Origin of the sequence: Metapseudomonas boanensis (assembly GCF_042232855.1) — a bacterium.
Taxonomy (GTDB): Bacteria; Pseudomonadota; Gammaproteobacteria; order Pseudomonadales; family Pseudomonadaceae; genus Metapseudomonas; species Metapseudomonas boanensis.
This window is the reverse complement of the sequence record NZ_CP113889.1, coordinates 4,603,349-4,628,068: the sequence shown is the minus strand read 5'-3', so window position 1 is coordinate 4,628,068 and position 24,720 is coordinate 4,603,349. Positions and strand designations below refer to the sequence as shown.

The 24,720-nt window shown below is 62.6% G+C and carries 23 protein-coding genes; 18 read left to right on the top strand and 5 right to left on the bottom strand.

The genetic code is table 11. The features are described 5' to 3' along the window. Window positions 1-143 precede the first annotated feature (143 nt). From OXH74_RS21630 to OXH74_RS21580, 11 genes are all read left to right on the top strand, one after another. Entirely contained in the window at window positions 144-1,766 is a 1,623-nt protein-coding gene (locus tag OXH74_RS21630; RefSeq protein ID WP_375738791.1) for a methyl-accepting chemotaxis protein, read from the top strand. Window positions 1,767-1,914: 148 nt separating this feature from the next. Continuing rightward, complete coding sequence (locus OXH74_RS21625) at window positions 1,915-3,435, top strand: aldehyde dehydrogenase family protein (protein ID WP_375738790.1); 1,521 nt, start codon at window positions 1,915-1,917, stop codon at window positions 3,433-3,435. 352 nt (window positions 3,436-3,787) lie between these two features. Beyond that, window positions 3,788-3,859 (top strand): pyrroloquinoline quinone precursor peptide PqqA, encoded by a 72-nt coding sequence (pqqA, locus tag OXH74_RS21620; RefSeq protein WP_072432761.1) that lies wholly within the window; start codon window positions 3,788-3,790, stop codon window positions 3,857-3,859. Window positions 3,860-3,904: 45 nt separating this feature from the next. Further along, window positions 3,905-4,819, top strand: coding sequence for a pyrroloquinoline quinone biosynthesis protein PqqB (gene pqqB, locus OXH74_RS21615; protein WP_375738789.1), 915 nt, complete (start codon window positions 3,905-3,907; stop codon window positions 4,817-4,819). 64 nt (window positions 4,820-4,883) lie between these two features. Next, the gene (gene pqqC / locus OXH74_RS21610) at window positions 4,884-5,636 is read left to right on the top strand and encodes a pyrroloquinoline-quinone synthase PqqC (RefSeq protein ID WP_375738788.1); all 753 of its coding nucleotides are present in this window, start codon (window positions 4,884-4,886) and stop codon (window positions 5,634-5,636) included. Further along, window positions 5,633-5,914: a pyrroloquinoline quinone biosynthesis peptide chaperone PqqD gene (pqqD, locus tag OXH74_RS21605; RefSeq protein WP_215380064.1), complete on the top strand. Its 282-nt coding sequence runs from the start codon at window positions 5,633-5,635 to the stop codon at window positions 5,912-5,914. The genes pqqC and pqqD overlap by 4 nt, the downstream gene beginning before the upstream one ends. After that, the gene (pqqE, locus tag OXH74_RS21600) at window positions 5,883-7,031 is read left to right on the top strand and encodes a pyrroloquinoline quinone biosynthesis protein PqqE (protein WP_375738787.1); all 1,149 of its coding nucleotides are present in this window, start codon (window positions 5,883-5,885) and stop codon (window positions 7,029-7,031) included. Before pqqD ends, pqqE begins: the two co-directional genes overlap by 32 nt. Next, window positions 6,997-8,853, top strand: a complete 1,857-nt coding sequence (locus OXH74_RS21595; RefSeq protein ID WP_375738786.1) for a prolyl oligopeptidase family serine peptidase — start codon at window positions 6,997-6,999, stop codon at window positions 8,851-8,853. The genes pqqE and OXH74_RS21595 overlap by 35 nt, the downstream gene beginning before the upstream one ends. 229 nt (window positions 8,854-9,082) lie before the next feature. Next, the gene (ercA, locus tag OXH74_RS21590) at window positions 9,083-10,246 is read left to right on the top strand and encodes an alcohol dehydrogenase-like regulatory protein ErcA (RefSeq protein WP_375738785.1); all 1,164 of its coding nucleotides are present in this window, start codon (window positions 9,083-9,085) and stop codon (window positions 10,244-10,246) included. Beyond that, window positions 10,230-11,924 carry a NahK/ErcS family hybrid sensor histidine kinase/response regulator gene (locus tag OXH74_RS21585; protein ID WP_375738784.1) on the top strand — a complete coding sequence of 565 codons (1,695 nt, stop codon included), beginning with the start codon at window positions 10,230-10,232 and terminating at the stop codon, window positions 11,922-11,924. Before ercA ends, OXH74_RS21585 begins: the two co-directional genes overlap by 17 nt. 743 nt (window positions 11,925-12,667) lie before the next feature. Further along, entirely contained in the window at window positions 12,668-14,371 is a 1,704-nt protein-coding gene (locus OXH74_RS21580; protein ID WP_375738783.1) for an ABC transporter ATP-binding protein/permease, read from the top strand. Here OXH74_RS21580 and OXH74_RS21575 read toward each other — a convergent pair. The 5 genes from OXH74_RS21575 to OXH74_RS21555 form a co-directional block, all read right to left on the bottom strand. Then, window positions 14,357-15,484: a glycoside hydrolase family 5 protein gene (locus OXH74_RS21575; RefSeq protein WP_375738782.1), complete on the bottom strand. Its 1,128-nt coding sequence runs from the start codon at window positions 15,482-15,484 to the stop codon at window positions 14,357-14,359. The two genes, OXH74_RS21580 and OXH74_RS21575, sit on opposite strands and share 15 nt — an antisense overlap. 392 nt (window positions 15,485-15,876) lie before the next feature. Next, window positions 15,877-16,389, bottom strand: a complete 513-nt coding sequence (locus OXH74_RS21570; RefSeq protein WP_375738781.1) for a DoxX family protein — start codon at window positions 16,387-16,389, stop codon at window positions 15,877-15,879. After that, window positions 16,386-17,165: a DUF2063 domain-containing protein gene (locus OXH74_RS21565; protein ID WP_375738780.1), complete on the bottom strand. Its 780-nt coding sequence runs from the start codon at window positions 17,163-17,165 to the stop codon at window positions 16,386-16,388. The genes OXH74_RS21570 and OXH74_RS21565 overlap by 4 nt, the downstream gene beginning before the upstream one ends. Continuing rightward, window positions 17,162-18,067 carry a DUF692 domain-containing protein gene (locus tag OXH74_RS21560; protein WP_375738779.1) on the bottom strand — a complete coding sequence of 302 codons (906 nt, stop codon included), beginning with the start codon at window positions 18,065-18,067 and terminating at the stop codon, window positions 17,162-17,164. Before OXH74_RS21560 ends, OXH74_RS21565 begins: the two co-directional genes overlap by 4 nt. Before the next feature lie 25 nt (window positions 18,068-18,092). Next, window positions 18,093-18,398 carry a DUF2282 domain-containing protein gene (locus OXH74_RS21555; RefSeq protein ID WP_375738778.1) on the bottom strand — a complete coding sequence of 102 codons (306 nt, stop codon included), beginning with the start codon at window positions 18,396-18,398 and terminating at the stop codon, window positions 18,093-18,095. 325 nt (window positions 18,399-18,723) lie between these two features. Here OXH74_RS21555 and OXH74_RS21550 point away from each other — a divergent pair, with 325 nt between their 5' ends. The 7 genes from OXH74_RS21550 to OXH74_RS21520 all read left to right on the top strand — a co-directional run bounded on the left by OXH74_RS21550 (window position 18,724) and on the right by OXH74_RS21520 (window position 24,706). Continuing rightward, complete coding sequence (locus OXH74_RS21550) at window positions 18,724-19,179, top strand: hypothetical protein (protein ID WP_375738777.1); 456 nt, start codon at window positions 18,724-18,726, stop codon at window positions 19,177-19,179. 115 nt (window positions 19,180-19,294) lie between these two features. Then, window positions 19,295-20,674 (top strand): aldehyde dehydrogenase family protein, encoded by a 1,380-nt coding sequence (locus tag OXH74_RS21545; RefSeq protein ID WP_375738776.1) that lies wholly within the window; start codon window positions 19,295-19,297, stop codon window positions 20,672-20,674. A gap of 374 nt (window positions 20,675-21,048) precedes the next feature. Next, window positions 21,049-21,312 (top strand): hypothetical protein, encoded by a 264-nt coding sequence (locus OXH74_RS21540; protein WP_215380030.1) that lies wholly within the window; start codon window positions 21,049-21,051, stop codon window positions 21,310-21,312. A gap of 766 nt (window positions 21,313-22,078) precedes the next feature. Next, on the top strand, window positions 22,079-22,519 hold the full coding sequence (locus OXH74_RS21535) for a hypothetical protein (protein WP_251702209.1): 441 nt from the start codon (window positions 22,079-22,081) through the stop codon (window positions 22,517-22,519). A gap of 1 nt (window position 22,520) precedes the next feature. After that, window positions 22,521-23,099, top strand: a complete 579-nt coding sequence (locus tag OXH74_RS21530; protein ID WP_375738775.1) for an adhesin — start codon at window positions 22,521-22,523, stop codon at window positions 23,097-23,099. Window positions 23,100-23,148: 49 nt separating this feature from the next. After that, window positions 23,149-23,943, top strand: coding sequence for a heme utilization protein (locus OXH74_RS21525; RefSeq protein WP_375738774.1), 795 nt, complete (start codon window positions 23,149-23,151; stop codon window positions 23,941-23,943). Window positions 23,944-24,010: 67 nt separating this feature from the next. Then, complete coding sequence (locus tag OXH74_RS21520) at window positions 24,011-24,706, top strand: C39 family peptidase (protein WP_215380023.1); 696 nt, start codon at window positions 24,011-24,013, stop codon at window positions 24,704-24,706. Window positions 24,707-24,720 lie beyond the last annotated feature (14 nt).

Genomic DNA, 24,720 nt, shown 5'->3' with positions numbered 1-24,720 from the left:
CTCATCGATCCACCGCAGCTGCCATGCCTGGCCGCGATGATGGCGGATAGCTAAAGCGATATTCGATCCTACGCCCGTGGCGATTTCTACGACCAAGGAACCATAGCCTGTAATGGCCGTAGGCCGCCTAATACCCGAAAACAATGACAAAAACGGGGTATGCAATGCGTGACTGCCTGTTCCAAAGCCTGCTGATCCTCCTGCTTGCAAGCGCGGTAGCGCTGGCCGGACTGCCGCCCTGGCTGGGCATGGCCCTGTGCCTGCCGCTGCCCTGGCTGCTCCTGTTCGCGGGCAAGGGGGTGAGGAGGGCGCTCGAGCCCCAGGAGGCTGTCCTGGATATCGCCCGCTTGACCCGCGACCTGTCGCGCAGTACCAGCCACAACGCGCTGTCTGCCGCTGGCGTGGCCTATTCGGTGGAACGTCTTGCCGAACGCCTGCAATCGCAGCTGTCCGCTGCCGAGCGCATCGTTGAAAGCGCCGATGTGATGATCACTACCGAAGCCGCCACCTCCAACCTCAGCCAGCAGGCCAGCGCAGCGGCCCACGATGCCCGTATCAGCAGTGAAGAGGGCCGTGAGGTCTTGCAGGCGGCCATCGCCTTGATGCACCAGTTGAGCGCCCGGGCCCGAGCAAGCCGCGAATTGATCGCTGCCCTCAGCCAGCGCAGCGAAGAAATCCAGCGGGTCGCGCAGGTCATCCAGTCCATCGCCAGCCAGACCAACTTGCTGGCCCTGAATGCGGCTATCGAAGCGGCCCGGGCGGGTGAGCACGGGCGCGGCTTTGCCGTGGTGGCCGATGAAGTGCGCGGCCTGGCCGGGCGCACGGCCGGCGCCACCGAGGAAGTCGGGCAGATGGTTGCCGACATTCAGCGTCAGACATCCGAGGTGGTGGAGCAGATCCAGCAACTCTCCTGCGACCTCGATGCCGGTGTCGGCCAGGTGGAGCGCACCGGCCTCCAACTTGAACAGATCGCCGGGCTCGCAGCGGTTGCGGAAGGGCAGATCACCGAGATTGCCAGCGCGGCTCTGACCAACCGGGACCAGCTGTCCAGCCTCTTCGTAGCCGTCGGCCAGATGCGCAGTGACCTCAGCGTCAGTGACGAGCAGACCCGCCGCCTGGCCAATGCCGCCAGCGAACTGGAAGGTCAGGCCGAGACCATCAGCGAGCGGCTGGCTGAAGTCGGGCTGGACGACTATCACCAGCGGATCTACGACCTCGCGAGGGAGGGTGCGGCACGCATCTCGGCTCGCTTCGAGGAAGACATCCGACTCGGACGGGTCAGCCTCGACGACCTGTTCGACCGGCAGTTCAAGCCGGTCCCGAACACCTATCCGCAGAAGTACGGGACGCGTTTCGACCGCTACACCGACCAGGTACTGCCAGATATCCAGGAGCCTTTGCTCAAGGGCCATGAAGGCATGGTGTTTGCTATTACCTGCACCCCGGAAGGCTACGTGCCCACCCATAACCTGGCCTTCAGCCAGGCGCCAACCGGCGACCCTCAGCGGGACATGGCACGAAGCCGTAGCAAGCGTCTGTTCAATGACCGCACCGGCCTGCGCTGCGGCAGCCATCAGCAACCGCTGCTGCTGCAGACCTACACGCGCGACACCGGCGAGCTGATGCATGATCTTTCGGTGCCGATCTTCGTCAATGGACGGCATTGGGGCGGGCTGCGATTGGGCTATCGACCAGAGGGCAGCTCCATGCCCAGTGCGAAGAAGACGCCGGTCCGCGTACACCAGGATGCGCAGGTTCTGGCCTGAGCGCAGCGGGCCAGAGCCCGCCGTGCTTCTACTACCAAATGACGAGGGCTCCTGTGCCATGGGCGCATACCGGTGCCCGGCGGCGGCTGACTAAGATCGGTTCACCACCTGCCCACCCGGGCAGGACCCGACCAGAGAGAGCAACGCCATGATCTATGCACAACCAGGCACTCCGGGCGCCGTCGTTTCCTTCAAGCCGCGTTACGGCAACTTCATCGGTGGCGAGTTCGTGCCGCCGCTGGGGGGGCAGTACTTCACCAATACCTCGCCAGTGACCGGCGAGGTGATCGCTGAGTTCCCACGATCCGGCGCCGAGGATGTCGAAAAAGCGCTGGACGCTGCCCACGCCGCCGCCGATGCCTGGGGCCGCACCTCGGTCCAGGATCGCTCGAACATCCTGCTGAAGATCGCCGATCGCATCGAGCAGAATCTCGAAGTGCTGGCTGTCACTGAAACCTGGGATAATGGCAAGGCCGTGCGCGAAACCCTCAACGCCGACATCCCGCTGGCCGCCGACCATTTCCGCTATTTCGCTGGCTGCATCCGTGCCCAGGAAGGCGGTGCCGCCGAAATCAACGAACACACCGCTGCGTACCACTTCCATGAGCCGCTGGGCGTGGTCGGACAGATCATCCCGTGGAACTTCCCGCTGCTGATGGCCGCCTGGAAGCTGGCTCCGGCCCTGGCTGCCGGCAACTGTGTGGTGCTCAAACCCGCAGAACAGACTCCGCTGTCGATCATGGTGCTGGCGGAAATCATCGGCGACTTGCTGCCGCCCGGCGTTCTGAACATCGTTCAGGGCTTCGGCAAAGAAGCTGGGCAGGCCCTGGCCACCAGCAAGCGTATCGCCAAGATCGCCTTCACCGGCTCGACTCCGGTGGGCTCGCACATCCTCAAGTGCGCCGCCGAGAACATCATCCCGTCGACCGTGGAGCTGGGCGGCAAGAGCCCGAACATCTACTTCGAAGACATCATGCAGGCCGAGCCGGCCTTCATCGAGAAAGCCGCCGAGGGCCTGGTGCTGGCCTTCTTCAACCAGGGTGAGGTGTGCACCTGCCCATCCCGCGCCCTGGTGCAGGAATCCATCTACCCGGCGTTCATGGCCGAGGTGATGAAGAAGGTCAAAGCGATCAAACGCGGCAACCCGCTGGACACCGAGACCATGGTTGGCGCCCAAGCCTCGCAGCAGCAGTTCGAGAAGATCCTCTCCTACCTCGAAATTGCCCAGCAGGAAGGCGCCGAGCTGCTGGCCGGCGGTGCAGCCGAGAAGCTGGAAGGTGACCTGGCCACCGGCTACTACATCCAGCCGACCCTGCTCAAGGGGCACAACAAGATGCGTGTGTTCCAGGAGGAAATCTTCGGGCCGGTAGTGGGCGTCACCACCTTCAAGGATGAAGCCGAAGCCCTGGCGATTGCCAACGACACCGAGTTCGGCCTGGGCGCCGGTCTGTGGACGCGCGACATCAATCGCGCCTACCGCATGGGTCGCGCCATCAAGGCCGGCCGCGTCTGGACCAACTGCTATCACCTCTACCCGGCTCACGCCGCCTTCGGCGGATACAAGAAGTCCGGCGTCGGCCGTGAAACCCACAAGATGATGCTCGACCACTACCAGCAGACCAAGAACCTGCTGGTGAGCTACGACATCAATCCGCTGGGCTTCTTCTGATTCATCGTCGACCCCGTGGCGCGCTGGTAAGGGCGCCACACTCCTTTCGCGATGCTGTCCTGTCAGCGGGAATGAGCGCCTCCAGAACCAATGCCCGGCAGGGCCTTATCGCAACGCGGCTTCGGCCGCGTTTTTCTTTTCTTTCAGCTGTATCAGGTGGGCATCTCGTAGGATGGGTTTCGCTTCGCTCTAGCGGAACGCCGCCCGCCACATCCTACCGGTCTCATTCCACGCTCCAGCCCCTACCAAATCACGAGCAAACCTTATCCCAAAGTACCATTCGGCCCCCGGCTCGCAGGTGCTTAACTGAACTTGCCGGAATCTTCCGGCGCCATAAAAAGAGGAATGCGCCATGTGGACTAAACCCGCCTTCACAGATCTGCGTATTGGTTTCGAAGTCACCCTGTACTTCGCCAACCGCTGATCCTTTTGCCCCGGCCCAGCCGGGGCTTTCGCCAGGGCCACTCCCATGCACATCCAGATTCTCGGCTCGGCCGCCGGCGGGGGCTTTCCCCAGTGGAATTGTAACTGCCGCAATTGCCGTGGCGTACGCAGCGGCAAGGTGCGCGCCCAACCCCGTACGCAGTCTTCCATTGCCATCAGCGCCAACGGCACGGATTGGGTGCTGTGCAATGCCTCGCCGGACATCCGCGCGCAGCTGGAAGCGTTCCCGTCGATGCAGCCGGCGCGACGCCCGCGTGATACCGGTATCGCGGCGATCATCCTGATGGACAGTCAGATCGACCACGTCACCGGGTTGCTCAGCCTGCGCGAAGGCTGCCCGCACCAGGTCTGGTGCACCGACATGGTCCATCAGGACCTGACCACCGGTTTTCCAGTGTTCAACATGCTTGAACATTGGAATGGAGGCCTCCAGTGGCAGCGAATCGACCTGGCCAGCCCGGCGTTCGCCATTCCCGCTGCTGCGGGGCTGCGCTTCACGGCCATCCCGCTGCGCAGCAGTGCTCCGCCGTACTCGCCGCACCGGGGCAATCCGCATCCGGGCGATAACATCGGCCTTTACGTCGAGGACCTGCAGACCGGCGGCACGTTGTTCTACGCCCCCGGCCTCGGTCAGGTGGACGACAGTCTGCGCGTCTGGATGCACAAGGCCGATTGCCTGCTGGTGGACGGCACCCTCTGGCGCGATGACGAGATGCGCCACTGCGAGGTCGGCGACAAGCTCGGCAGCGAGATGGGCCACCTGCCGCAGAGTGGCCCCGGCGGCATGATCGAGGTGCTGGATGCCATCCCGGGCCCGCGCAAGGTACTCATCCACATCAACAACACCAACCCGATACTCGACGTCGACTCGGCCGAACGCGCCGAACTGGGCCGCCACGACATAGAAGTCGCCTGGGACGGCATGGGCATCGATTTGTAGGGTGCGCCGTGCGCACCACGAACCAATCAAGGTGCGCGCTGCGCACCCTACGAGGGATTCCGGCATGACTGAGCGCGCCATGACCCCAAGCGAATTCGAGCAGGCGCTGCGTGCCAAGGGCGCCTATTACCACATCCACCACCCATTCCATGTGGCGATGTACGAAGGCCGCGCCAGCCGCGAGCAGATCCAGGGCTGGGTGGCGAACCGCTTCTATTACCAGGTCTGCATCCCGATGAAGGACGCTGCGATCCTGGCCAATTGCCCGGACCGTGACACCCGCCGCGAGTGGATACAGCGCATCCTCGACCACGATGGAGCACCGGGTGAGGAGGGCGGTATCGAAGCCTGGTTGCGACTGGCCGAGGCCGTCGGCCTGGACCGCGAACAGGTGCTTTCTCAGGAACTGGTGCTGCCCGGCGTCCGCTTTGCCGTCGATGCCTATGTCAACTTCGCCCGCCGCGCTACCTGGCAGGAGGCCGCCAGCAGCTCGCTGACCGAACTGTTCGCCCCGCAGATCCATCAGTCGCGCCTGGACGCCTGGCCCCAGCACTATCCCTGGATCGACCCGGCCGGCTACCAGTACTTCCGCAAGCGCCTGAAGGAAGCCCGTCGTGATGTCGAGCATGGTTTGCGCATCACCCTCGCGCATTACCGTACCCAGGAAGCCCAGCAGCGCATGCTGGACATCCTTCAATTCAAGCTGGACGTGCTCTGGAGCATGCTTGACGCCATGAGCATGGCCTATGAGCTGGAGCGCCCGCCTTACCACAGCGTGACCCGCGAGCGGGTCTGGCATCGGGGGATTCGTCTGTGAGCGACTTCAACCAACAACAGATTCCAATCCTGCGCCGGGGCTTTCGACTGCAATGGGAGCCGGTCCAGGGCTGCCATGTGCTGCTGTACCCGGAGGGCATGGTCAAGCTGAACGAGAGCGCTGGGGAAATCCTTGGCCTGGTGGATGGCGAGCGCTCGGTGGCGCAGATTATCGCCGACCTTAGTCGCAAGTTCCCGGATGTACCGGGCTTGAACGAAGACATTCTGGCTTTCATCGAGGTGGCTCATGCGCAATTCTGGTTGCAGCTCGAAGCCTGAACAGCCAGGGCCGCCGCTCTGGCTGCTGGCGGAACTGACCTACCGCTGCCCCTTGCAGTGCCCGTACTGTTCCAACCCGCTCGACTTCGCTCGGCACGGAGATGAGCTCAGCACCGCACAGTGGATCGAGGTGTTCCGTCAGGCCCGCGAACTCGGTGCCGCGCAGCTGGGTTTCTCCGGTGGCGAGCCGCTGGTTCGGCGCGACCTTGAGGAGCTGGTCCATGCCGCCCGCGAACTGGGTTACTACACCAACCTGATCACCTCAGGTATCGGCCTCAGCGAGGCGCGCATCGACGCATTGAGCGAGGCAGGACTGGACCATATCCAGGTCAGCTTCCAGGCCGCCGACGAGGAAGTGAACAACCTGCTGGCCGGCTCCACCAAGGCCTTCCAGCACAAGCTGGCCATGGCCCGTGCCGTCAAGGCCGCAGGCTACCCGATGGTGCTGAACTTCGTTACCCACCGGCACAACATCGACCGGATCGACCGCATCATCGAGCTCTGCCTGGCTCTGGAGGCCGACTTCGTCGAGCTCGCCACCTGCCAGTTCTATGGCTGGGCCGAGCTCAACCGCGCCGGGCTGCTGCCGACCCGCGAGCAGCTCCAACGCGCCGAGCGTATCACCAACGAATACCGGGCCAGGCTGGTGGCGGAGAAACACCCCTGCAAGCTGATCTTCGTCACCCCGGATTATTACGAAGAGCGCCCCAAGGCCTGTATGAATGGCTGGGGCAACCTGTTCCTCGACATCACCCCCGACGGCACCGCGCTGCCGTGCCACAGCGCGCGCCAGCTGCCAGTGCAGTTCCCCAATGTGCGCGAGCACAGCCTGGGGCATATCTGGAACGAATCATTCGGCTTCAACCGCTTCCGCGGCTACGACTGGATGCCCGAGCCGTGCCGTTCCTGCGACGAGAAGGAGCGTGACTTCGGTGGCTGCCGTTGCCAGGCGTTCATGCTTACCGGGGATGCCAGCAATGCCGATCCGGTGTGTGCCAAGTCCCCCCATCACCACAAGATCCTCGCCGCGCGGGAGCAGGCCGAACAGGCGCCGCTGGAGCTGGACCAACTGACCTACCGCAATGAGCGTACCTCGAAGATCATCTGCCGCGCCTGAAATCCGTCCCTTCGGCTTCTGGGAAAGCGCCTGGAGCGCCGAGCGGGCGGTGGCCGCCAGTTCCGACTTTGCCGAACTGCGCTGTGGCGAGCAGGGGCTGTTCTGGACCCGCTTCGACCCGGCAGATGGCCGTACCACGCTCTGGTATTGGCAGGAGGGTGGCGCGCGTTGCTTGACGCCTGCAGGCCACTCCGTGCGCAGCCGGGTGTACGAATACGGCGGAGGTGCTTTCTGCCTGACGGGCGATGGTGCGGTGTTCGTCAACGAATCGGACCAGCAGCTGTATGTCCAGCCCCTGCTCGGCCAGCCCAGACGGCTGACGGCGAGCGAGGGCCGTCGCTATGGCGACCTGCGCTACTGGCCGCAGGCCAGGGCGTTGCTGGCTGTCGAGGAGGAGGGTGGCACGCACCGCCTGGTGGTGATCGGCCTGACGGATGGATCCCGCGAGGTATCAGCGGAGGGCGCCGATTTCTATGCTGCGCCTTGCATCAGCCCCGATGGCCAGTGCCTGGCCTGGATCGAATGGAGTCGGCCCGAACTGCCCTGGACTGCTACCCGGCTTTGCTTGCGTGAACACCAGGGTAATGGCTGGGGGCCCTGCCAGATCGTCGCCGGAGCTCAGGGCGAGGAATCCCTGCAACAACCGCAATTCGACGCTCAGAGCCGACTCTATTGCCTGAGTGACCGCAACGGCTGGTGGCAACCCTGGCGGCTGGAGCGCAAGCGGCTGCGACCGAGGCCGGCGCTGGCTGCCGACCACGCCCCGGTACGCTGGCAGTTGGGCAGTTGCAGCTACCTGCCGTTGGAGGAGGGCTGCTTGTCCACCTGGATTGCGCAGGGTGAGGGGCATCTCGGCCTTTCAAACGGGCGACGTTTTGCGGCCGGCTACAGCCTCTTTCGCCAACTGGCAGCAGATCATCATTATGTCTATTGCATTGCCGCTGCGCCCGACCGTGCCGGCGCCGTGCTGGCCATCGACCGCGCCAGCGGCGCATTGCGAGTCTTGGCTGGCAGTGGAGCGGGCCTGCCGGCCGCCGACATCGCTTGGCCAGAACCGATGCAGTTCGAAACCGGGACAGGGGAGATTGCCCACTGCTTCTTCTATCCGCCCACCAATGCCGATTGCCCGGAAACGATCGGTCAACGGCCGCCGCTGCTGGTGTTCTGTCACGGCGGGCCTACCTCTGCTAGCCAGCCGGCTTTCGATCCGCGCATCCAGTTCTGGACCCAGCGCGGCTTCGCGGTGGCCGACCTCGACTATCGGGGCAGCACGGGGTATGGCCGGGCTTACCGGCAACGACTGAAAGGTGCCTGGGGCGTACTGGATGTGGAGGATGCCTGCGCGCTGGTAACGCACCTGGCCGCGCAGGGGCGGGCGGACCCGCAGCGGGCATTCATCCGGGGTGCCAGCGCGGGTGGTTTCACCACGCTCATGGCCTTGCTGGGCAACACGCCGTTCCGGGGCGGCGCCAGCTATTACGGAGTCAGCGATCCGCTGGTGTTACGCGAGAAGACCCACAAGTTCGAGGCGGATTATCTGGATTGGTTGATCGGCGATCCTGTGTGCGATGCAGAGCGCTATCGGCAACGCACGCCGGTGGCGCGAGCGACGGAAATCAACGCGCCGGTGATTTTCTTCCAGGGAGGGCGGGATGCCATCGTGGTGCCGGAGCAGACAGACGCGATGGTCGCGGCGTTGAAGGCAGAGGGCCGCCAGGTTGAGGTCCATCTTTATCCAGAGGAGCGTCACGGATTCCGCCAGGCCGTCAACCTGGCTCATGCCCTGCAGGAGGAGCTGAGGTTTTACCAGGCGCTTCTCTAGTAGGCCGTGTATGAGCAAGGGGGACGCCGAGTTCTTGCTCGCGAAACTTCCCGCCTTCGCCAGCAAGCTGGCTTCTACAAAGCAACACCGTCGCCCGTAGGAGCGAGCTTGCTCGCGAACAAATCCGGCAAGGTGATGCAGGGACGCCGCCAAACGTCTGATTGAAAAGGCCCACGAATGCAGTAGGCTGGTTCCTACTCGCCCCATAACTACAAAAAAGAGCCGTTTGATGCGTCACGATATCAGCCAGCTTCGCAAGTTCGTTTCTCCCGAGATCATTTTCGGTGCCGGCTGTCGGCATAACGTTGGTAACTACGCCAGCACCTTTGGCGCCCGCAAGGTGCTGGTGGTGTCTGACCCTGGCGTGCAGGCTGCCGGCTGGGTTGCGGATGTGGAGGCCAGCCTCCAGGCCCAAGGCATCGATTACTGCCTCTACACCCAGGTATCACCCAACCCCCGCGTGGAGGAGGTCATGCAGGGCGCCGAGTTCTACCGCAGCATGGGCTGCAACGTCATAGTCGCCGTGGGCGGCGGAAGCCCCATGGACTGCGCCAAGGGTATTGGTATCGTCGTTGCCCACGGCCGCAGCATTCTCGAGTTCGAGGGCGTGGATACCCTGACCGTGCCCAGCCCGCCACTGATCCTGATTCCCACCACTGCTGGCACCTCGGCCGATGTGTCGCAGTTCGTCATCATCTCCAACCAGCAGGAACGGATGAAGTTTTCCATCGTCAGCAAGGCCGTGGTGCCCGACGTTTCGCTGATCGACCCGGAAACCACCCTCAGCATGGATCCGTTCCTCTCGGCGTGCACCGGCATCGACGCCCTGGTGCATGCGATCGAGGCCTTCGTCTCCACCGGCCATGGCCCGCTGACCGATCCCCATGCGCTGGAAGCCATGCGTCTGATCAACGGCAACCTGGTGGCGATGATCGCCAACCCCCAGGACATTGCCCTGCGCGAGAAGATCATGCTCGGCAGCATGCAGGCCGGCCTGGCGTTCTCCAACGCCATCCTCGGTGCGGTGCATGCCATGTCCCACAGCCTCGGCGGCTTCCTCGATCTGCCTCATGGGCTGTGCAACGCCGTGCTGGTGGAGCACGTGGTGGCGTTCAACTACAGCGCTGCGCCGGAGCGGTTCAAGGTCATCGCCGAAACCTTCGGCATCGACTGCCGGGGACTGAACCAGAACCAGGTGCGCCAACGTCTGGTGGAACACCTGGTGACCCTCAAGCATGCCGTCGGTTTCCACGAAACCCTCGGCTTGCATGGCGTCGGCACCTCCGACATTCCCTTCCTGTCGCGGCATGCGATGGATGACCCCTGCATCCTCACCAACCCGCGCGAATCCAGCCTGCGGGATGTCGAGGTGGTGTATGCCGAGGCCCTCTGACGAGCAGCGTCAGGCGCTGGCCGGGCTCCTTGGACTGGGCTCCCACTCGGCACGCAAAAGCCACTATCCCGAGTTGCTGGCGCGGCTGGAAGAGCTGGAAACCGAGCGCAATCGCTACAAATGGCTGTTCGAGCACGCCGTGCACGGCATCTTCCAGGCCAGCCTGCAGGAGGGCATGCGCGCCGCCAACCCGGCCCTGGCGCGCATGCTCGGCTACGACTCTCCGCAGGATTGCCTGTGGCCGCTGACAGACCTGGCCACCGATCTTTTCGTCGGCGGTGCGGCGGAGCTGGCTCGCATTCGCCGCGAACTGCAACGAGGCAACGGCCTGTTCGGCTATGAGACGCGCCTGCGGCGCAAGGACGGCAGCCATGTCGACGTGCTGATGAACCTGCTGCTCAAGCCGGATGAAGAAGGTCTGGTGGAAGGCTTCGTTGCCGACATCACCGAGCGCATCCTCGCCCAGCAGCGCCTACAGACGCTCAATGACGAACTGGAGCAGCGCGTCCTGGACCGCACCCGCGAGTTGCAGGCCTTGAACGAGCAGCTGAGCGAGGCGCGGGACGCCGCCGAAGCGGCCAACCTGAGCAAGGACAAATACCTGGCTGCCGCTAGCCATGACCTGCTGCAACCGCTGAATGCAGCGCGCCTGTTGGTATCGACCCTTCGCGAGCGGCAATTGCCACCTTCGGAGCAGCTGCTGGTCGAGCGCACCCACCAGGCGTTGGAAGGCGCCGAGGACCTGCTCACCGACCTGCTGGACATCTCCAAGCTGGACCAGAGCGCGATCAAGCCGGACCTCGATGTCTATCACCTCGACGAGGTGCTGGGTCCGCTGGCCTCGGAGTTCCAGAGTGTGGCCGAGGCGGCCGGCCTGGAACTGCGCGTGCGCGTGCCGCGCCTCAGTATCACTACCGACTTCCGGCTGCTGACCCGCATCCTGCGCAACCTCCTCAGCAACGCCTGCCGCTACACCGAGCGCGGCCGTGTACTGCTTGGTTGCCGTCGAGTGGGCGACCGTTTAAGGCTGGAGGTCTGGGACAGCGGGCGCGGTATCCCCGAGGATCAGCTGCAGGCGATTTTCCTTGAGTTCAACCAGCTCAACGTTGGCCGGGCCGCTGAGCGCAAGGGCGTGGGCCTCGGGTTGGCCATCGTCGACCGCATCGCCAGCATGCTCGATTACCCGGTGCAGGTCCGCTCGCAGCTCGGCCGTGGCTCGGTGTTCAGTATCGAGGTACCCCTGGCAGATGCTGCGCCGGTGGCATGCCAGAACGTCGAGCCGCGCCCGGTGACAGGCGATCCGCTGCCCGGACAACGGCTGCTGGTAGTGGACAACGAGTCGAGCATCCTCAACAGCATGTCGGCACTGCTTGGCCAGTGGGGCTGCGAGGTGGTGGCTGCGCCCGACCTGGGTGACGCCTTGGCGATGCTGGGAGGGCAGGCGCCCGATCTGATCGTGGCCGACTACCACCTGGACCATGACGTGACCGGTTGCGAGGTGATCCAGGAAATACGCGAGATTTTCAATCGCCCCGTGCCGGCGGTGATCATCACAGCCGATCGCAGTGACCAGTGCCGACGCGAGCTGCAACAGCTCGGCGTGCCGCTGCTGAACAAGCCGGTGAAGCCTGGCAAGTTGCGCGCCGTGCTCAGCCAGATGCTGGGCAAGGCTGGCTGAAGTGCGGTGCACGGCAGCTTGGCAGAGGCATGTGGAGGCAAGACACCTCTGTGCGGGTTGGTGAAGCCCTCTTGCGTCTCGTCGAAAATCGGGATGCTCCTGGGGACCTGAAGATCCCATGCAATTCGCCTGCTTCCACAAGCAGGCGCTCACCTTCGCGATCCAGTTGAATAACCTTGTGTGGTTCACCGATCGCCCGCCCGCAGGTTCCTCTGTCGGCCGAGCGTGCTCGACGGTCCGGATAATCGGTGCCGTTCAGGTTCTGTGTGCTTGAATGAATTTTACCGGGTGCAGCGTTGCGCTGGGCTCAACGAGCCGAAAACACTATTACCGGCCAACGTTCGCACATACACCGCGGCTGCACCCTGCGACAATTCCCTGGCCGAACACGAAGAGTTTCGCAGGGTAGGCAACGCACTCCCCGGAGTACGCTGAGCAACCAGAGGTTTCGGCCTTGAGCAGCAGGGGGTTTGATGATTTTTCTGCCGGTAGATTGTGCGGGTGCGCATGCCCGCCAGTTTTGGGGAGACCCCTGCGCTGAGGGCGGGCGCCGAGTCGACCTGCAAATTTCTGAAGGCCATGGGTGCCCCGCCACCGCACGTCTGCCGAATGGTTCTGCCGCGCCGCTTGGGCTTATGAATGAGCGGCTACACCCGTTGGCTGCGCGGGGTTGCGAATAAATGGCTTGGCGGGCAGACACTCGGCAACCGTCGAGATCGCGGTGGCAGTTCCTGCGCCTGGTCATGCCGTACTGGAACTCTGCACAGAAGTGGAAGGCGCGCGGTTTCACCCTGGCTTTGCTGCTGCTCACCCTGGCTCAAGTCGGCCTGGTGATCTGGATGAATTACTGGAACCGTGCGCTCTTCGATGCCCTGGAAGCGAAGTCACTGAGCCGCTTGATGGTGCAGATCGCCACCTTCGTGGTGATACTCCTGCTGACCATGGGCGTTACGGCGCTGCATATGCAGGTCAAGCGCTGGTTGCAACTGGATTGGCGCAAGTGGCTGACGGCAAAGGTCCTGGACCGATGGATGACGCACGGGCATCACTATCAGTTGCAGCTCACCGAGGGCGAGCATGACAACCCGGATGGCCGTATTGCCGAAGATATCCACGTCGTTACCGAAAGCACGATTTCCTTGACCCACTCGCTGGTCTACTCGCTGCTGATTTTTGGCAGCTTTGTCGACATCCTGCTGAGGGTTACCGGCAGCGTCAACGTGCCCGGCACCGCCTTGATGGTTCCGGGTTACATGGTCATCCTGGCGTTTGCCTACGCTGGAGCCGGCACGCTGTTCGGCATGTTGCTCGGGCGTCCGTTGGTCAAGGCGACCAACAAACTCCAAACAGCGGAGGCGAATTTCCGCTTCGGGCTTGCCCATGCGCGGGAAAGCTCCGAGGCGATTGCGTTGATGCAGGGCGAAGAGATCGAGCGGAAGAGTTCGGCGACCTCTTTCGCCGAACTGGGCCGTCGCTGGTATCGCCAGACTCGCGCTTACCTGGGAATCGTATCGTTTTCTTCGGGCTATGGTGTGCTGCTGCCAGTGTTCCCGATCCTGGTCATGGCACCACAGTACATTGCCGCCAGCATTACGCTGGGGGTGCTGATGCAGGCCGCGCAAGCATTCCACCAACTGACCTCCGCGCTCTCGTGGCCGATCGATAACCTGGCCGAGCTCGCGCGTTGCCGGGCGTCGGCAGACCGGGTGATGAGCCTCTACAGCGACCTGCAGCGGCTTGAAGAGCAGGCTGCCGAGCCGCAAGACCATCGCATCAGCCTGGCGCAATCGAACCAGTCGGAACTGGTACTGCGCGACTTGTGCATCTCCAATCCTGACGGGAAGATCCTGATCCAGGGCCTCAACGTGGCGATCCAGCGTGGCGAGCGAGTGCTGATTTCTGGTGATCCGGCGGTCACCATCGGCCTGTTCAAAGTGGTCGCTGGCTTGTGGCCGTGGGGGCATGGCGAGGTCTGGCTACCTGCCGGACCTGGGATTTGCTTCCTGCCGCAGCGGCCCTTCCTGCCGCTTGGCAGCTTGACGGCAGCGCTGAGCTATCCACAGCCAGCAGGCACCTTCCCGGCCAGTGCCATGCAGCATGCCCTGGAATGCGCCGGGGTTGGTTGGCTGGCAGCACGCCTGGAAGAGGTCGATAACTGGCAAAGCGTACTGCCGCTGCGCGCGCAGCAGCGGCTGGGCATTGCGCGGCTTTTCCTGCAGCGGCCGTCCTGGGTGTTCATCGAGGAGGCGACCAGTGCCTTCGAGCCCAAGGGCGAGGAATACCTGATGGACATGCTGCACCGAGAACTGCCCGATTCGACGCTGCTGGCCATCAGTTTCCATGCCGGCCACGAGCGGCACTACCAACGCAAGCTCCTGCTCAATCACCTGCCGCAGGAGCAGTTCAGCAGTTACGGCACTCCGCTCCGCGCGCTAGGAGAAAACTGAGGGCAGCCAGCCGCGCTGGACACATTCGCGAAAACACCAGGCAGGTGTGGTTTCGGTTTTATAACTCCAGAAGAACCAGCCCAGGTATTTTTCGAACGTCAGCAACTGGGCCGCGGCATAACCACGATAGGCGACGTCCTTCTGGAAGTTGTCCATGCTCTCCAGAGCGTGATTGAACGGCCCTTCGGCCCAGAGCGAGACCACTTTCAGATCAAGCCCCAGGCTCCACTCGCCGCAATACGCCGGCATCCCCATTTGCTGGATGATTGCATCGGCTTCGGTTTTCCATTGCCCGCTGGCCTTGTGCAGGTGGGTGTAGATATCGCTGTCGATGTCACAGCGCTCGAAGCACTGGTAGCGATGGATGTCGAAGACCACATTGGCGAATTCCGGTGCCTGCATGAAACCTAGGTAATGCTCGAAGGGGCGGAAGCCGTCATGGAAGACAACACTGACCTGCTCGGCCTTGCAGTACCGGCGAATGCGCTGGTAGGCGTCGAGGTTGTAGCTTTTCAGGTACTCGGTCGGCACATCCCAGCGTGGCTCGTTGAGCACCTCGATGGCATGCAGGCTGGGCTCGCCGTGGTACCGCTCGGCCAGGCGCTCCAGCACGCTCAGCGAGTGCTCGCGGTATTGCGCATCGGTGTGCCATTCGCAGACATCCTTGATTCCGCCATTATCGAATCCGTTCTGGCAGCCGGGGGCGGCGTGCAGATCCAGGACGATCTTCAACTGGAGCTCTTCCGCCCAGGCAAATGCCCGGTCGAGTACCTCGAGCCCGCCCTCTACAAAGGGGTACCGGTTTTCCCCGTAGCTACGATGATAGGGATAATCCGGGCCGAAGATCCAATGGCCGAGTGGAATGCGCACGGCATTGATGCCACGCTCGTGCAGCCAGACGAAGTCGTCGCGATTGATAAAACTGTTCCAGTGTTTCTGCAGCCGTTCCGTGGCCCGCGCGCCCATCTCGACGCACCAGGTGGTTTCATCGACGGCCTGCAATCCTTCGAACAGGCTGGGAGTCATCCACTTCTCCAAAACCAGCCAGCCGCCCAGATTGACCCCGCGCAATTTCTTGCTGGGGCTGGCGTGAACGGGGATCTGCTGCTCCATGAGTGCACTCCTTTGATCAATAAGAACTGCATGAAGAACGAGGCAGAATCATTCCGGGTCATGGAAAACAATGCCGCCTCTTTTCGCCCAGTCCCTTGTCGTGCTGCTCCGTTCCCCAACCTGTAGAACTCATCCAGGCTGCCTGTCCAAGCCTAGGCGATGCGCAGGAGCCTGCCAGAGACGACGATGTCCTCCATTAGGTGCCTCGGATTGCCGGTGGCGGAGGGGCGACAAGCGCCGTTTGTGCGATCCGTACGGGTTGACCCTTGCAGCACTAGCCTGGACTTCAGTCCGGGAAGGGCCCTGAAGTCGCCAGGCCAGCAAGGTTGGCCTGCGCAGGCTCAGCGCCAACGAAACGGCTGACGTCCCCCGTGGTAGGTTCTGTGCCAGGTTCAGCTCCGGTTATGCCGGGCTATCAGGTGGTCGATGGACAGGACTCCCGGCCCCTGGGCGATCAGCAGGAGCAGGCTGGCGGCCCACACACCGTGGATGGGATAGGCGTCGGGGTAGACGAATATCTGGATCACCAGCGTCATGCCCAGCAGCGCCAGGGCAGAGAAACGGGTGGCGAGGCCCAGCAGGATGAGGATAGGGAAGAAATGCTCGCCGAATGCAGCGGCATAGGCCGCCACTTCCGGGGACAGAAGAGGCACTTTGTATTCGTCGGTGAACAGCGGGATGGCCGATGCCGATAAGTGCGGCACGCCCAGCTCCAAGGTACCGGAGACCAGGTCGATGGCCAGGCCCTCGATCTTGGTCTGGCCAGACTTCCAGAACACGGCGGCGACGGAGAAGCGTGCGACGAAGGCCACCAGGCTGTAGGGCACTCGCTTGCACAGTTCGATGAACTGGGCGATCAGACGTACCGGGAGAGCGGCTTGCCGGACATGGAGTGTGTCGATCATTCTGGGTGCCTCCCTGAGGTTTGCGCGAAGTGGGTGATGGCGCCGGCCTGCAAGAGTTGCCCCAGCAGGGCGCCAAGGTCGAAGGTCGGATCAAGATCGAATGCGGCTTGGGCAGCCGTTTCGAAACTGTCTCCGGACTGCAGGTGCCGGATGAAGGCCGAAGCGCTGGGAGACAACTGGTTCACCTCCACGTCCAGGCCATTGCGCAGCACCAGCGCAGACTCCGGCAGCAGCGGGTCAACCGTGCCGATATCCAGTAATCCCTGATGCGCGGCCCAGAGCGAGACGATGGCGAAGGGCGACTCCAGCACTGACACCGAAGGGTGGAGCCGGAAGGTCATGCCGGGCAGCTGAGCCGGGTCAGCCAATGCCGGTACCAGTGCCTGCATATCCAGGGGCGGCAGGTCTGCGGCGTGGTAGGCGCGCACACGCAACAGCTCCAGGCGCGCCACGTCAGCCAGATAAGGCAGGCCGGAGACTGGCGGAAAGCCGGCGACGAATTCTGGGAAGGTGTCTCCGTAGCGGATCAGAATGCGACTCTGTGGCGGTGCGGTACGCACATGGTGCTGGGCAATGGCACGGAAAAAGTCATCGCCGACCAGCTCCCGGACCACAGGAAAGGTGTCGGCCAACGCCTCCACCAGCGAGTGCATGACGTTGTTGCGGTAGACGGCGAAGCGGCCTTCCACTGCCGAGCCATTCCAGCACTTGAGGTCATCAGGGCAGGGCAGGTCGGGGTCGAGGAGGGCAGCGACGAACACCGCTTGGCTGCTCATGGGGTCACCTCCATGCGCATCCGACAGCACTGATGGATGAGCCGCTCGGCTTGCGCCGCTTCGGCGAGGAGTGCTCCGAAGGGCGGGATGTCGTTGTCGCGCTCAAGCAAGGTCGGCAAGGGACCGAGCGCGTCCAGGGTATCGCGGTAGAGTGCCCAGACCGCGTTGTCCACTGGGGTACCGTGGGTATCGATGAGCAAACGGTCACCGGCGCTGTCGCGATCTTCGGCGAAGCCTGCCAGGTGCACTTCACCGACCGCATCTAGGGGCAGGGCGGCGAGATAGGCGCCCAGGTCACGATTGTGGTTGGTGCAGCTGATGTAGGCATTGTTGAGATCCAGCAACAGGCCGCAGCCCGTGCGTCGGACCACCTCGTGGATGAACTGGGCCTCATTCAAGGTGGAGCTGGCGAACTCTACATAGGTCGCTGGATTCTCCAGCAGCATCGGGCGTTTCAGTCGCGTCTGGACCTGGTCTATGTGCTCGCAGACTCGCACCAGGCTTGTCTGATCGTAAGGCAGTGGCAGCAGGTCGTTGAGGAACCACTCTCCGTGGCTGGACCAGGCGAGGTGCTCGGAGAAGGACTCCGGCTGGTAACGCTCGATCAGTGCGGCGAGTCGGTCGAGGTGTGCCTCATCCAATGCTTGTTCTGCGCCGATCGACAGCCCAACGCCATGGATAGAGAGTGGATAGTTCTCGCGAATCAACCCCAGGTAATGATGGTACGGGCCGCCGTCGACCATGTAGTTCTCGGCGTGGATTTCGAAGAAGCCAACGTCTGGCTGACCCTCGACGATGTCCCGATAGTGCTGGGACTTGAGTCCGATGCCCGCTCGCGCCGGCAGCACAGCGTGGCGAGCGGGAGCGCTGGCGAGGCCAGCGCGTGAGTGAATGACGCTCATTCGTCAGCGCTCCTGGCCCGTTCGATTAGCCGGCAGTCTTCTCTTTGAAGGCCTTGAGTTGGCCATAGCCGGTGGGCGAGCTCGGCGATGCGGTTTTCTCGCAGGTCCCGGCCGGGACGTACTTCCACGAGTTGCCCTGATAATCGACCTTGGAGGTACCGGCGCAGCTGGTGCCGGGGCCGGCGGCGCAGTCGTTCTTGCCTTTCATGGCCACGCCGAAACATTTTTCGTTGTCGGCGGCCTGGGCGCTCAAAGGGGCCATGGAGAGGCTGATAGCGGTGCCCAGTGCAAGGGCTAGGGTAGCGGCGGTAACGGTATTGGTGGTTTTCATTGTGGTCATCTCCGTTTCGGGGTGCGTGGGTGGTATCAGAGAACCGGCGTGTTTCCAGAGGCTGCAATGTGATGGGTGTTCCCAGTGTAGTCACGGCCGTTGGTCGAGCCCGGGACCGGCGCCCTCGGAATTAATGACTCGGTTGCCTTGTGCCTGTTACAGCGCGGCAGCAAATTTTCACCAGGCGTTTCGTCGCGCCCTTGGCCCTCCTGTCCCGGACGGTGGGAGGTCTGCTTGATTCTTCTGCGTCCCTTACGACACTCAGGCTGCTGGGCGCGCGCACGCGCGGCGGGGAATGGTCGTGATTCAGCAGGCGGAGGCAGCCATGTGTCGCGCAGTGGAGATCAGCGGGCTCTACACCAGTGCAGGCTCCAGGCAACGGGTCAGTTACCCGGATCTGGACGCTGCCCTTCCTATCCATGATCCGACGCGCGGGGTGGTCTGGATTCCCTGGGGGCGCAGGAGTGAGGAAAGAGGGCAATTGCCGGCCACCGGCTGGGTGGTAGAGGGCAGCCAGATGGAGGAAGCCTGGAGCGCCTATGCGCCGACCCCTGTACTGTCGCCGGTGGTGCGTTTCATGGAGTTGACCCGTGACGGCGAAGCCAGATGGTTCGTGGTCGAAGACGGCAAGGCGTTGCAGTGCCTGCTCTTGCATCACGGCGATGAGCGACGGGTTTATGTCGTAACCACGGAGCCACCGGCAGCTCGCACGCTGGAATACGGGAGCTGGCCACTGACGCGAGTGCCTGATCCTCCCGCTCCTGTGCAGGTGGCGCGGTAAAATAGAGCTGTTCTGTTTTTGTGAAGAATTCTTTCTCGATTATTCGTTTTACGTGAATCCAGGTCTACCTTAGTGTCGCTGCACGAATGAACAAGAACCGTGCACCGAGGACACCATGACCCAGCCTGCAGCTATCTCCATCAACCCCGCCACTGGCGAGGAGCTTGCCCGGTACCCCTTCCAGGACGCCGCCGCTCTCGAGGCCAGTCTGGCCAGCGCCCAGCGTGGCTTTCAGCAATGGAGCAAGGCGCCGGTAGCGGCTCGTGTAGAGGTCCTGCTGCGCATGGCGGCGACTCTGCGCGCCAATGCTGAAACCATGGCACGGATGACCGCCAGTGAGATGGGCATGCCCATCAGCCAGTCCCGCGGCGAGATTGAGAAGTGCGCTCGGCTGTGCGAGTGGTACGCCGAGCATGGCCCGGCAATGCTGGCCGACGAAGCAACCCTGGTCGAGGAAGACAAGGCTTGGGTCATCTATGAGCCGCTCGGCCCGGTGCTGGCTGTGATGCCGTGGAACTTCCCGATGTGGCAGGTCATGCGCGGTGCGGTGCCGATCCTGTTCGGCGGTAACGGCTACGTGCTCAAGCACGCGCCGAACGTCATGGGCTGCGCTCATCTGCTGGCCGACGCCTGGGCGCAGAGCGGCCTGCCGGAAGGCACATTCGAAGTGATCAACGTGACTCCGGACCTGGCCTCCAAGGCCATCGCGGATTCGCGTATCGCCATGGTTGCGGTCACCGGCAGCGTGGGCGCTGGTGCCGCCATTGCCGCACAGGCGGGCGCCGCGCTGAAGAAGTGCGTGCTGGAACTGGGTGGTTCCGATCCGTTCATCGTGCTGGCTGACGCCAACCTGGATGAGGCGGTCAAAGCTGCTGTCACCAGCCGCTTCCAGAACGCCGGACAGATATGCATCGCCGCCAAGCGGATCATCCTCGAGGCACCGATCGCCGAGGCCTTCACCGCACGCTTCGTCGAGGCCGTCAAGGCGCTGAAGATCGGCGACCCACAAGACCCGGAAACTTACGTTGGCCCCATGGCGCGCTTCGATCTGCGCGACGAGCTGGACGGTCAGGTTCAGGCGACCCTGGAGCAGGGCGCTCGCCTGCTGATCGGCGGCGAGAAGCTCGAAGGAGCCGGCAACTACTACGCACCGACCGTTCTCACGGACGTAACCCCAGAGATGACCTCGTTCCGCCAGGAAATCTTCGGCCCGGTGGCCTCCCTGATCGTAGCCCGCGATGCGGACCACGCCATCGAGCTGGCTAACGACAGTGAGTTCGGCCTCGGCGGCGCACTGTGGAGCACTGACGCTGAGAAGGCCCAGCGCCTGGCGCGGCGTATTGTCAGCGGCGCGGTCTTCATCAACGGGTTCACTGCCTCCGACCCGCGCGTGCCAATCGGTGGCGTGAAAAAGAGCGGCTACGGTCGCGAGCTGTCACACTTCGGCCTGCGCGAGTTCCTCAACGTGAAGACGATCTGGCGTGATCGCAGCTAAAGACTGAACCCGCAGCACGCGCTTCCCAAACGACACCCTGCCGATAACGCAGGGTGTCGTTCATTCCGGAGCATGGCTTGGTCCGCAGGGTGCGCCCTGCCCACCAGATGTTGGCGCCGCATGGAAATCACTTCTTGAAAGCATCCGTACTGGATGTGCATGGCGCAACCTACTGCTGAACCCGGACGCAGTTTTCAAATGTGGAATGGCCTTTCGTCGGTTGTCATCGGCCGCCGCACCCCCTGTGCTATATCCGGAGAGGAAGGAAGAGGAGGCGTGTGCCGACCTTCAGTTGGAAAAGCTGCGCCAGGCTCTCAGGAAGTTTCACGCGTAGAAGCATCCGAGGCAGGCCTTTCAACAAAGAGGTAGACCCCATGAGCACCCTGCAGTGCGTCCACCGCAACTACACCATTACCACCGATATCGTTGAGCATCCCGGCATTCCCACACCCTGGGCGGGCGGCTGTCATATCACCGGCCCGGACGGCCGCACCACGCGGCGTATCTCGTTGCCGCTCAAGCTTGCCTTCCTGTCTGAGCTGGAAAACGCCCAGCGGGCTTCTATTGCCCATGGTAAATGGCTGGTGGACCAGAGCCTGGATCAGGGGCGTGAGTTGTTTCAGGCAAAGACCGCCTAGCCCTCAGCGCAGCTCCAGCCCTTGTTTGACTAACTGGCGCCCCCGCATGAAGGGGGTGCCGAGGTGGCGTATTCATCCAGCAACGAGCCCGCCATCACGATCCCCGGCCAGCACCCTGGTCTCTTCCATATCAACAGCAAGATCTCTGCAGCAGGCGAGTCATTGCCGGCTGTCGCCCTGAAAGATCGCAGCAAGGCCCAGACCGGCATTGCAGCTGCCATGCTGCAGAACGTGCCCGCCAAGACCAGTGTGAGCGCGGTGAGGTGGCACGCGATCTGGAAGCAGCCGTGCCGAACTTGCTGAAAGTGGGCCTGTTCGAACTGCTCTCCCCGGGGTGATTGGATTGCCGGCCACAACTCCTAGAACCGTTTTGTCGGCGTCGAAGCCAAGACCTTCCTCTGTGGAGATGAATCCGAACAGTGCTGAGTCGATGCATTGGTCTGGGCACGGACCATTAAAAATGGTTGATGGATGAACGGGATACCTGTTGCGGCCATGAAACAGTTTCGACGGATGCTGGCAGGCTGTCTCGGCTCAGAAACAATCTGTCGGTAGCCCTTGCGCCCCTTGGCGCGCAAGGACTGTCAGCCTGCCAGGCAGCGGATAACCTACGCGGGTTGTCTCGCCTCGCTTACAGAGCCTGTCGGGATAGCTTTAAATATTTTGCATAAGCGATTGTTTTGTATAGATAAGTACTGAAATGGCATGGGCTGTGCCCCACTTGATTGCCGCTGCTGGAAGCAGCAGCTTTCAGGAGCGATGCGTCATGGACTATTCAGTCTTTACTGCCGGCACCGTGCGTTTTGCGTTGCTGCTTGTGTTTGCTGTTCCGTTCCAGACCTCTTTGGCTGCTGATGGCGATGTCATCATCCAGCGTGATGTTCAATCCCGCACGGCAACTCGCGCGCCGCTGGTGCCGGATCCCAATCCGCGGGTGGTGAATCCGGGAGCCATCACCAGTTCCACCACAGTTGAGATGACCGATGGCGATTTCGCCAATGTTTCCACTGGCATGGCGCTGCCGGACCGGACCATCCAGGCACAGGTCGTCAACAATCCTGCCATGAGCGGCAATCCGGGGCATCAGTCTCTCCCCGGCGTCGGCGCAACCCACACAGGTGGCGGTGCTGGTCGTTCCATCTCAAGCCAGGTCAATCAAAGCATCCAGCAGGGGCTGCGCCCGTTGCAGTCCCTGGGAGGGCGATGACATGCGCCTGCTGATAGGAGTCCTGGCGTTGATCGCCAGCCCTTTGCTGCTGGCCGATCAGCAGCACACCCAAGCTGGTGCGGATGTACGCAACAGCGGGCAGGGATACAACGGCAACTTCAGCCTCAACCAGGCGACTGGTTTCAATCACCAGCAAGCGAACAGTCGCGCAATCAGCGTTGGCCATGGGACGGACGCGACGACGCGGGTACAGCAGTCGCTCGGCCAGGCGACCACTCCTGCCACCAGCGTTGACGCCAGTGCACGAATCACAGGGCCGTCCTTCAGCCAGGGAAGTGGCGTCCTGGGAATCAATCAAAGCGCCGGTGCGGCAAACCAGCACAGCAACGCTCTCAGCATCTCGGTAGGCGCTGCACCGGAAAGTCTGGACGACAGCGTTCTATCGCAGACCGCCGCCCGGACATCAGTCTCAGGAGCAGCTGCGTCTGAGCATGGCGAGCGCGTCGTTGAAATCGATGACTACGCATTTGCCGGCAGTCGTGGCGTCGTGCAGCTGAACCAGAGTGCCGGGGTTGGCAATAGAACTGCCAACAACCTGAGCATAAGGGTCGTGGAATGACCCTGGAGCACCACAAGCGCTTAACACTAATCCGCAAGGAGATTTCACCATGAAAGTTGAAATGATCCTCAAACCCCTGGCAATCGCCATGGCAGTCGCGCTCTCCACTGGCGTCATGGCCGAGGGGTATCGCCATCACGATGGCGCCTCGGCAACGGTCAAGGACACCCAGGAAAACTACTACAACGACGTTGATAACGAGGCCACCAAGAACACGGCGACCATCGAGGGTTCGTTGGACAACGCCACTGGCAACATCGGCGCCAACGTTGTGGCAGGCGACAACAACCAACAGGCCAACGCCGCGGCCATCGCTACCGCTGATGCCTTCTTCGTATTCGGTCACGGTGCTGGCCTTGAAGCCAACGCCAGTATCGAGGTTACCCAGAAGGCGCATGACAACGACTTGTACAACGATGCCACCCAGAACAACGCTACCGTCGTCGACTCGGCCAACGGTACCCAGGGCAACGTAGGCATCAACGTCGCAGCCGGCAACTTCAACCAGCAGAAGAACGACATGGCCGTCGCCTCTTCGGAAAAAGCCTTTACCGCCAGCGCCGACGTCAATGTCTCGCAGGAATCCAATAACAACTACACCGACAACAAAGTGGGTGATGTCTACGAGGTCGGCCCGGAAATGACCACTGTCGCCAGTGGTTTTGGCTGGTGGCCGCCTCACCACGACAAGCCGCAGACGCCAGTGGTCAACAACGCCACCCTGCAAGGGTCCTTGAACGACGTGTCGGGTAACGTTGGCGTCAACATTGCTGCTGGCGGTGGTAACCAGCAGAGCAACAGCCTGGCGATCGCCGCAGGCTGCAACGCGTGCATCGCACGGTAACGGCAACTTGCTGAAGGGTGGGGCCGGGTGCGTCCCGGCCGCCATCCATTATCGAGTCGGAGGCCCCATGCGTCGGATATCCCTGATGCTTTTGCTGGCCTGTTTTCTGGCCCCATTTCCGATGGTGGGCCATGCCGCCGAGATCCGCTTCGCTGCGCTGCCCAATGGCGCCATTGCATACAAGCAGGTGGTGAGCATGCGCGAGCGTCGGTTCCTTAACCTGCTCGAACAGCAAACCGACTTCAGCTGCGGAGCCGCTGCCCTGGGCACGGTGCTCAATGCTGCCTACGGTTGGAACCTCCAGGAAGAGGATGTGATCAAGGGCATGCTGGCCAATGCCAACGCGGAGACGGTTCGAACCCAGGGCTTTTCCATGCTCGACATGAAGCGCTATGCCGAAACGCTGGGGCTGCGCGCGCGGGGTTACCGCATCACCGCAGACAAGCTGGAAAGCCTCAAGGTGCCGAGCATCGTGTTGCTGGACGTGCGCGGCTACAAACACTTTGTCGTGCTGCAGCGGGTGTTCAAGGGCTCGGCCTATGTGGGCGATCCCGTGTTGGGCCACAAGAAGATGCCGCTCGATGAGTTCGCCAAGGGCTGGAATGGCATCGTTTTCGCCCTGATAGGGCCCGGCTACAACCGGAACAATAAGCTGCTATCGCCACCTGAGCAGTTGACCGCCAAACAGCGAATCGATGGCTTTCGCCCTGTCAAGGATGCGGAGCTGATGGAGTTCGGCTTCATCCAGAGCGACTTTTTCTAGGCGCTCGCCAGAGA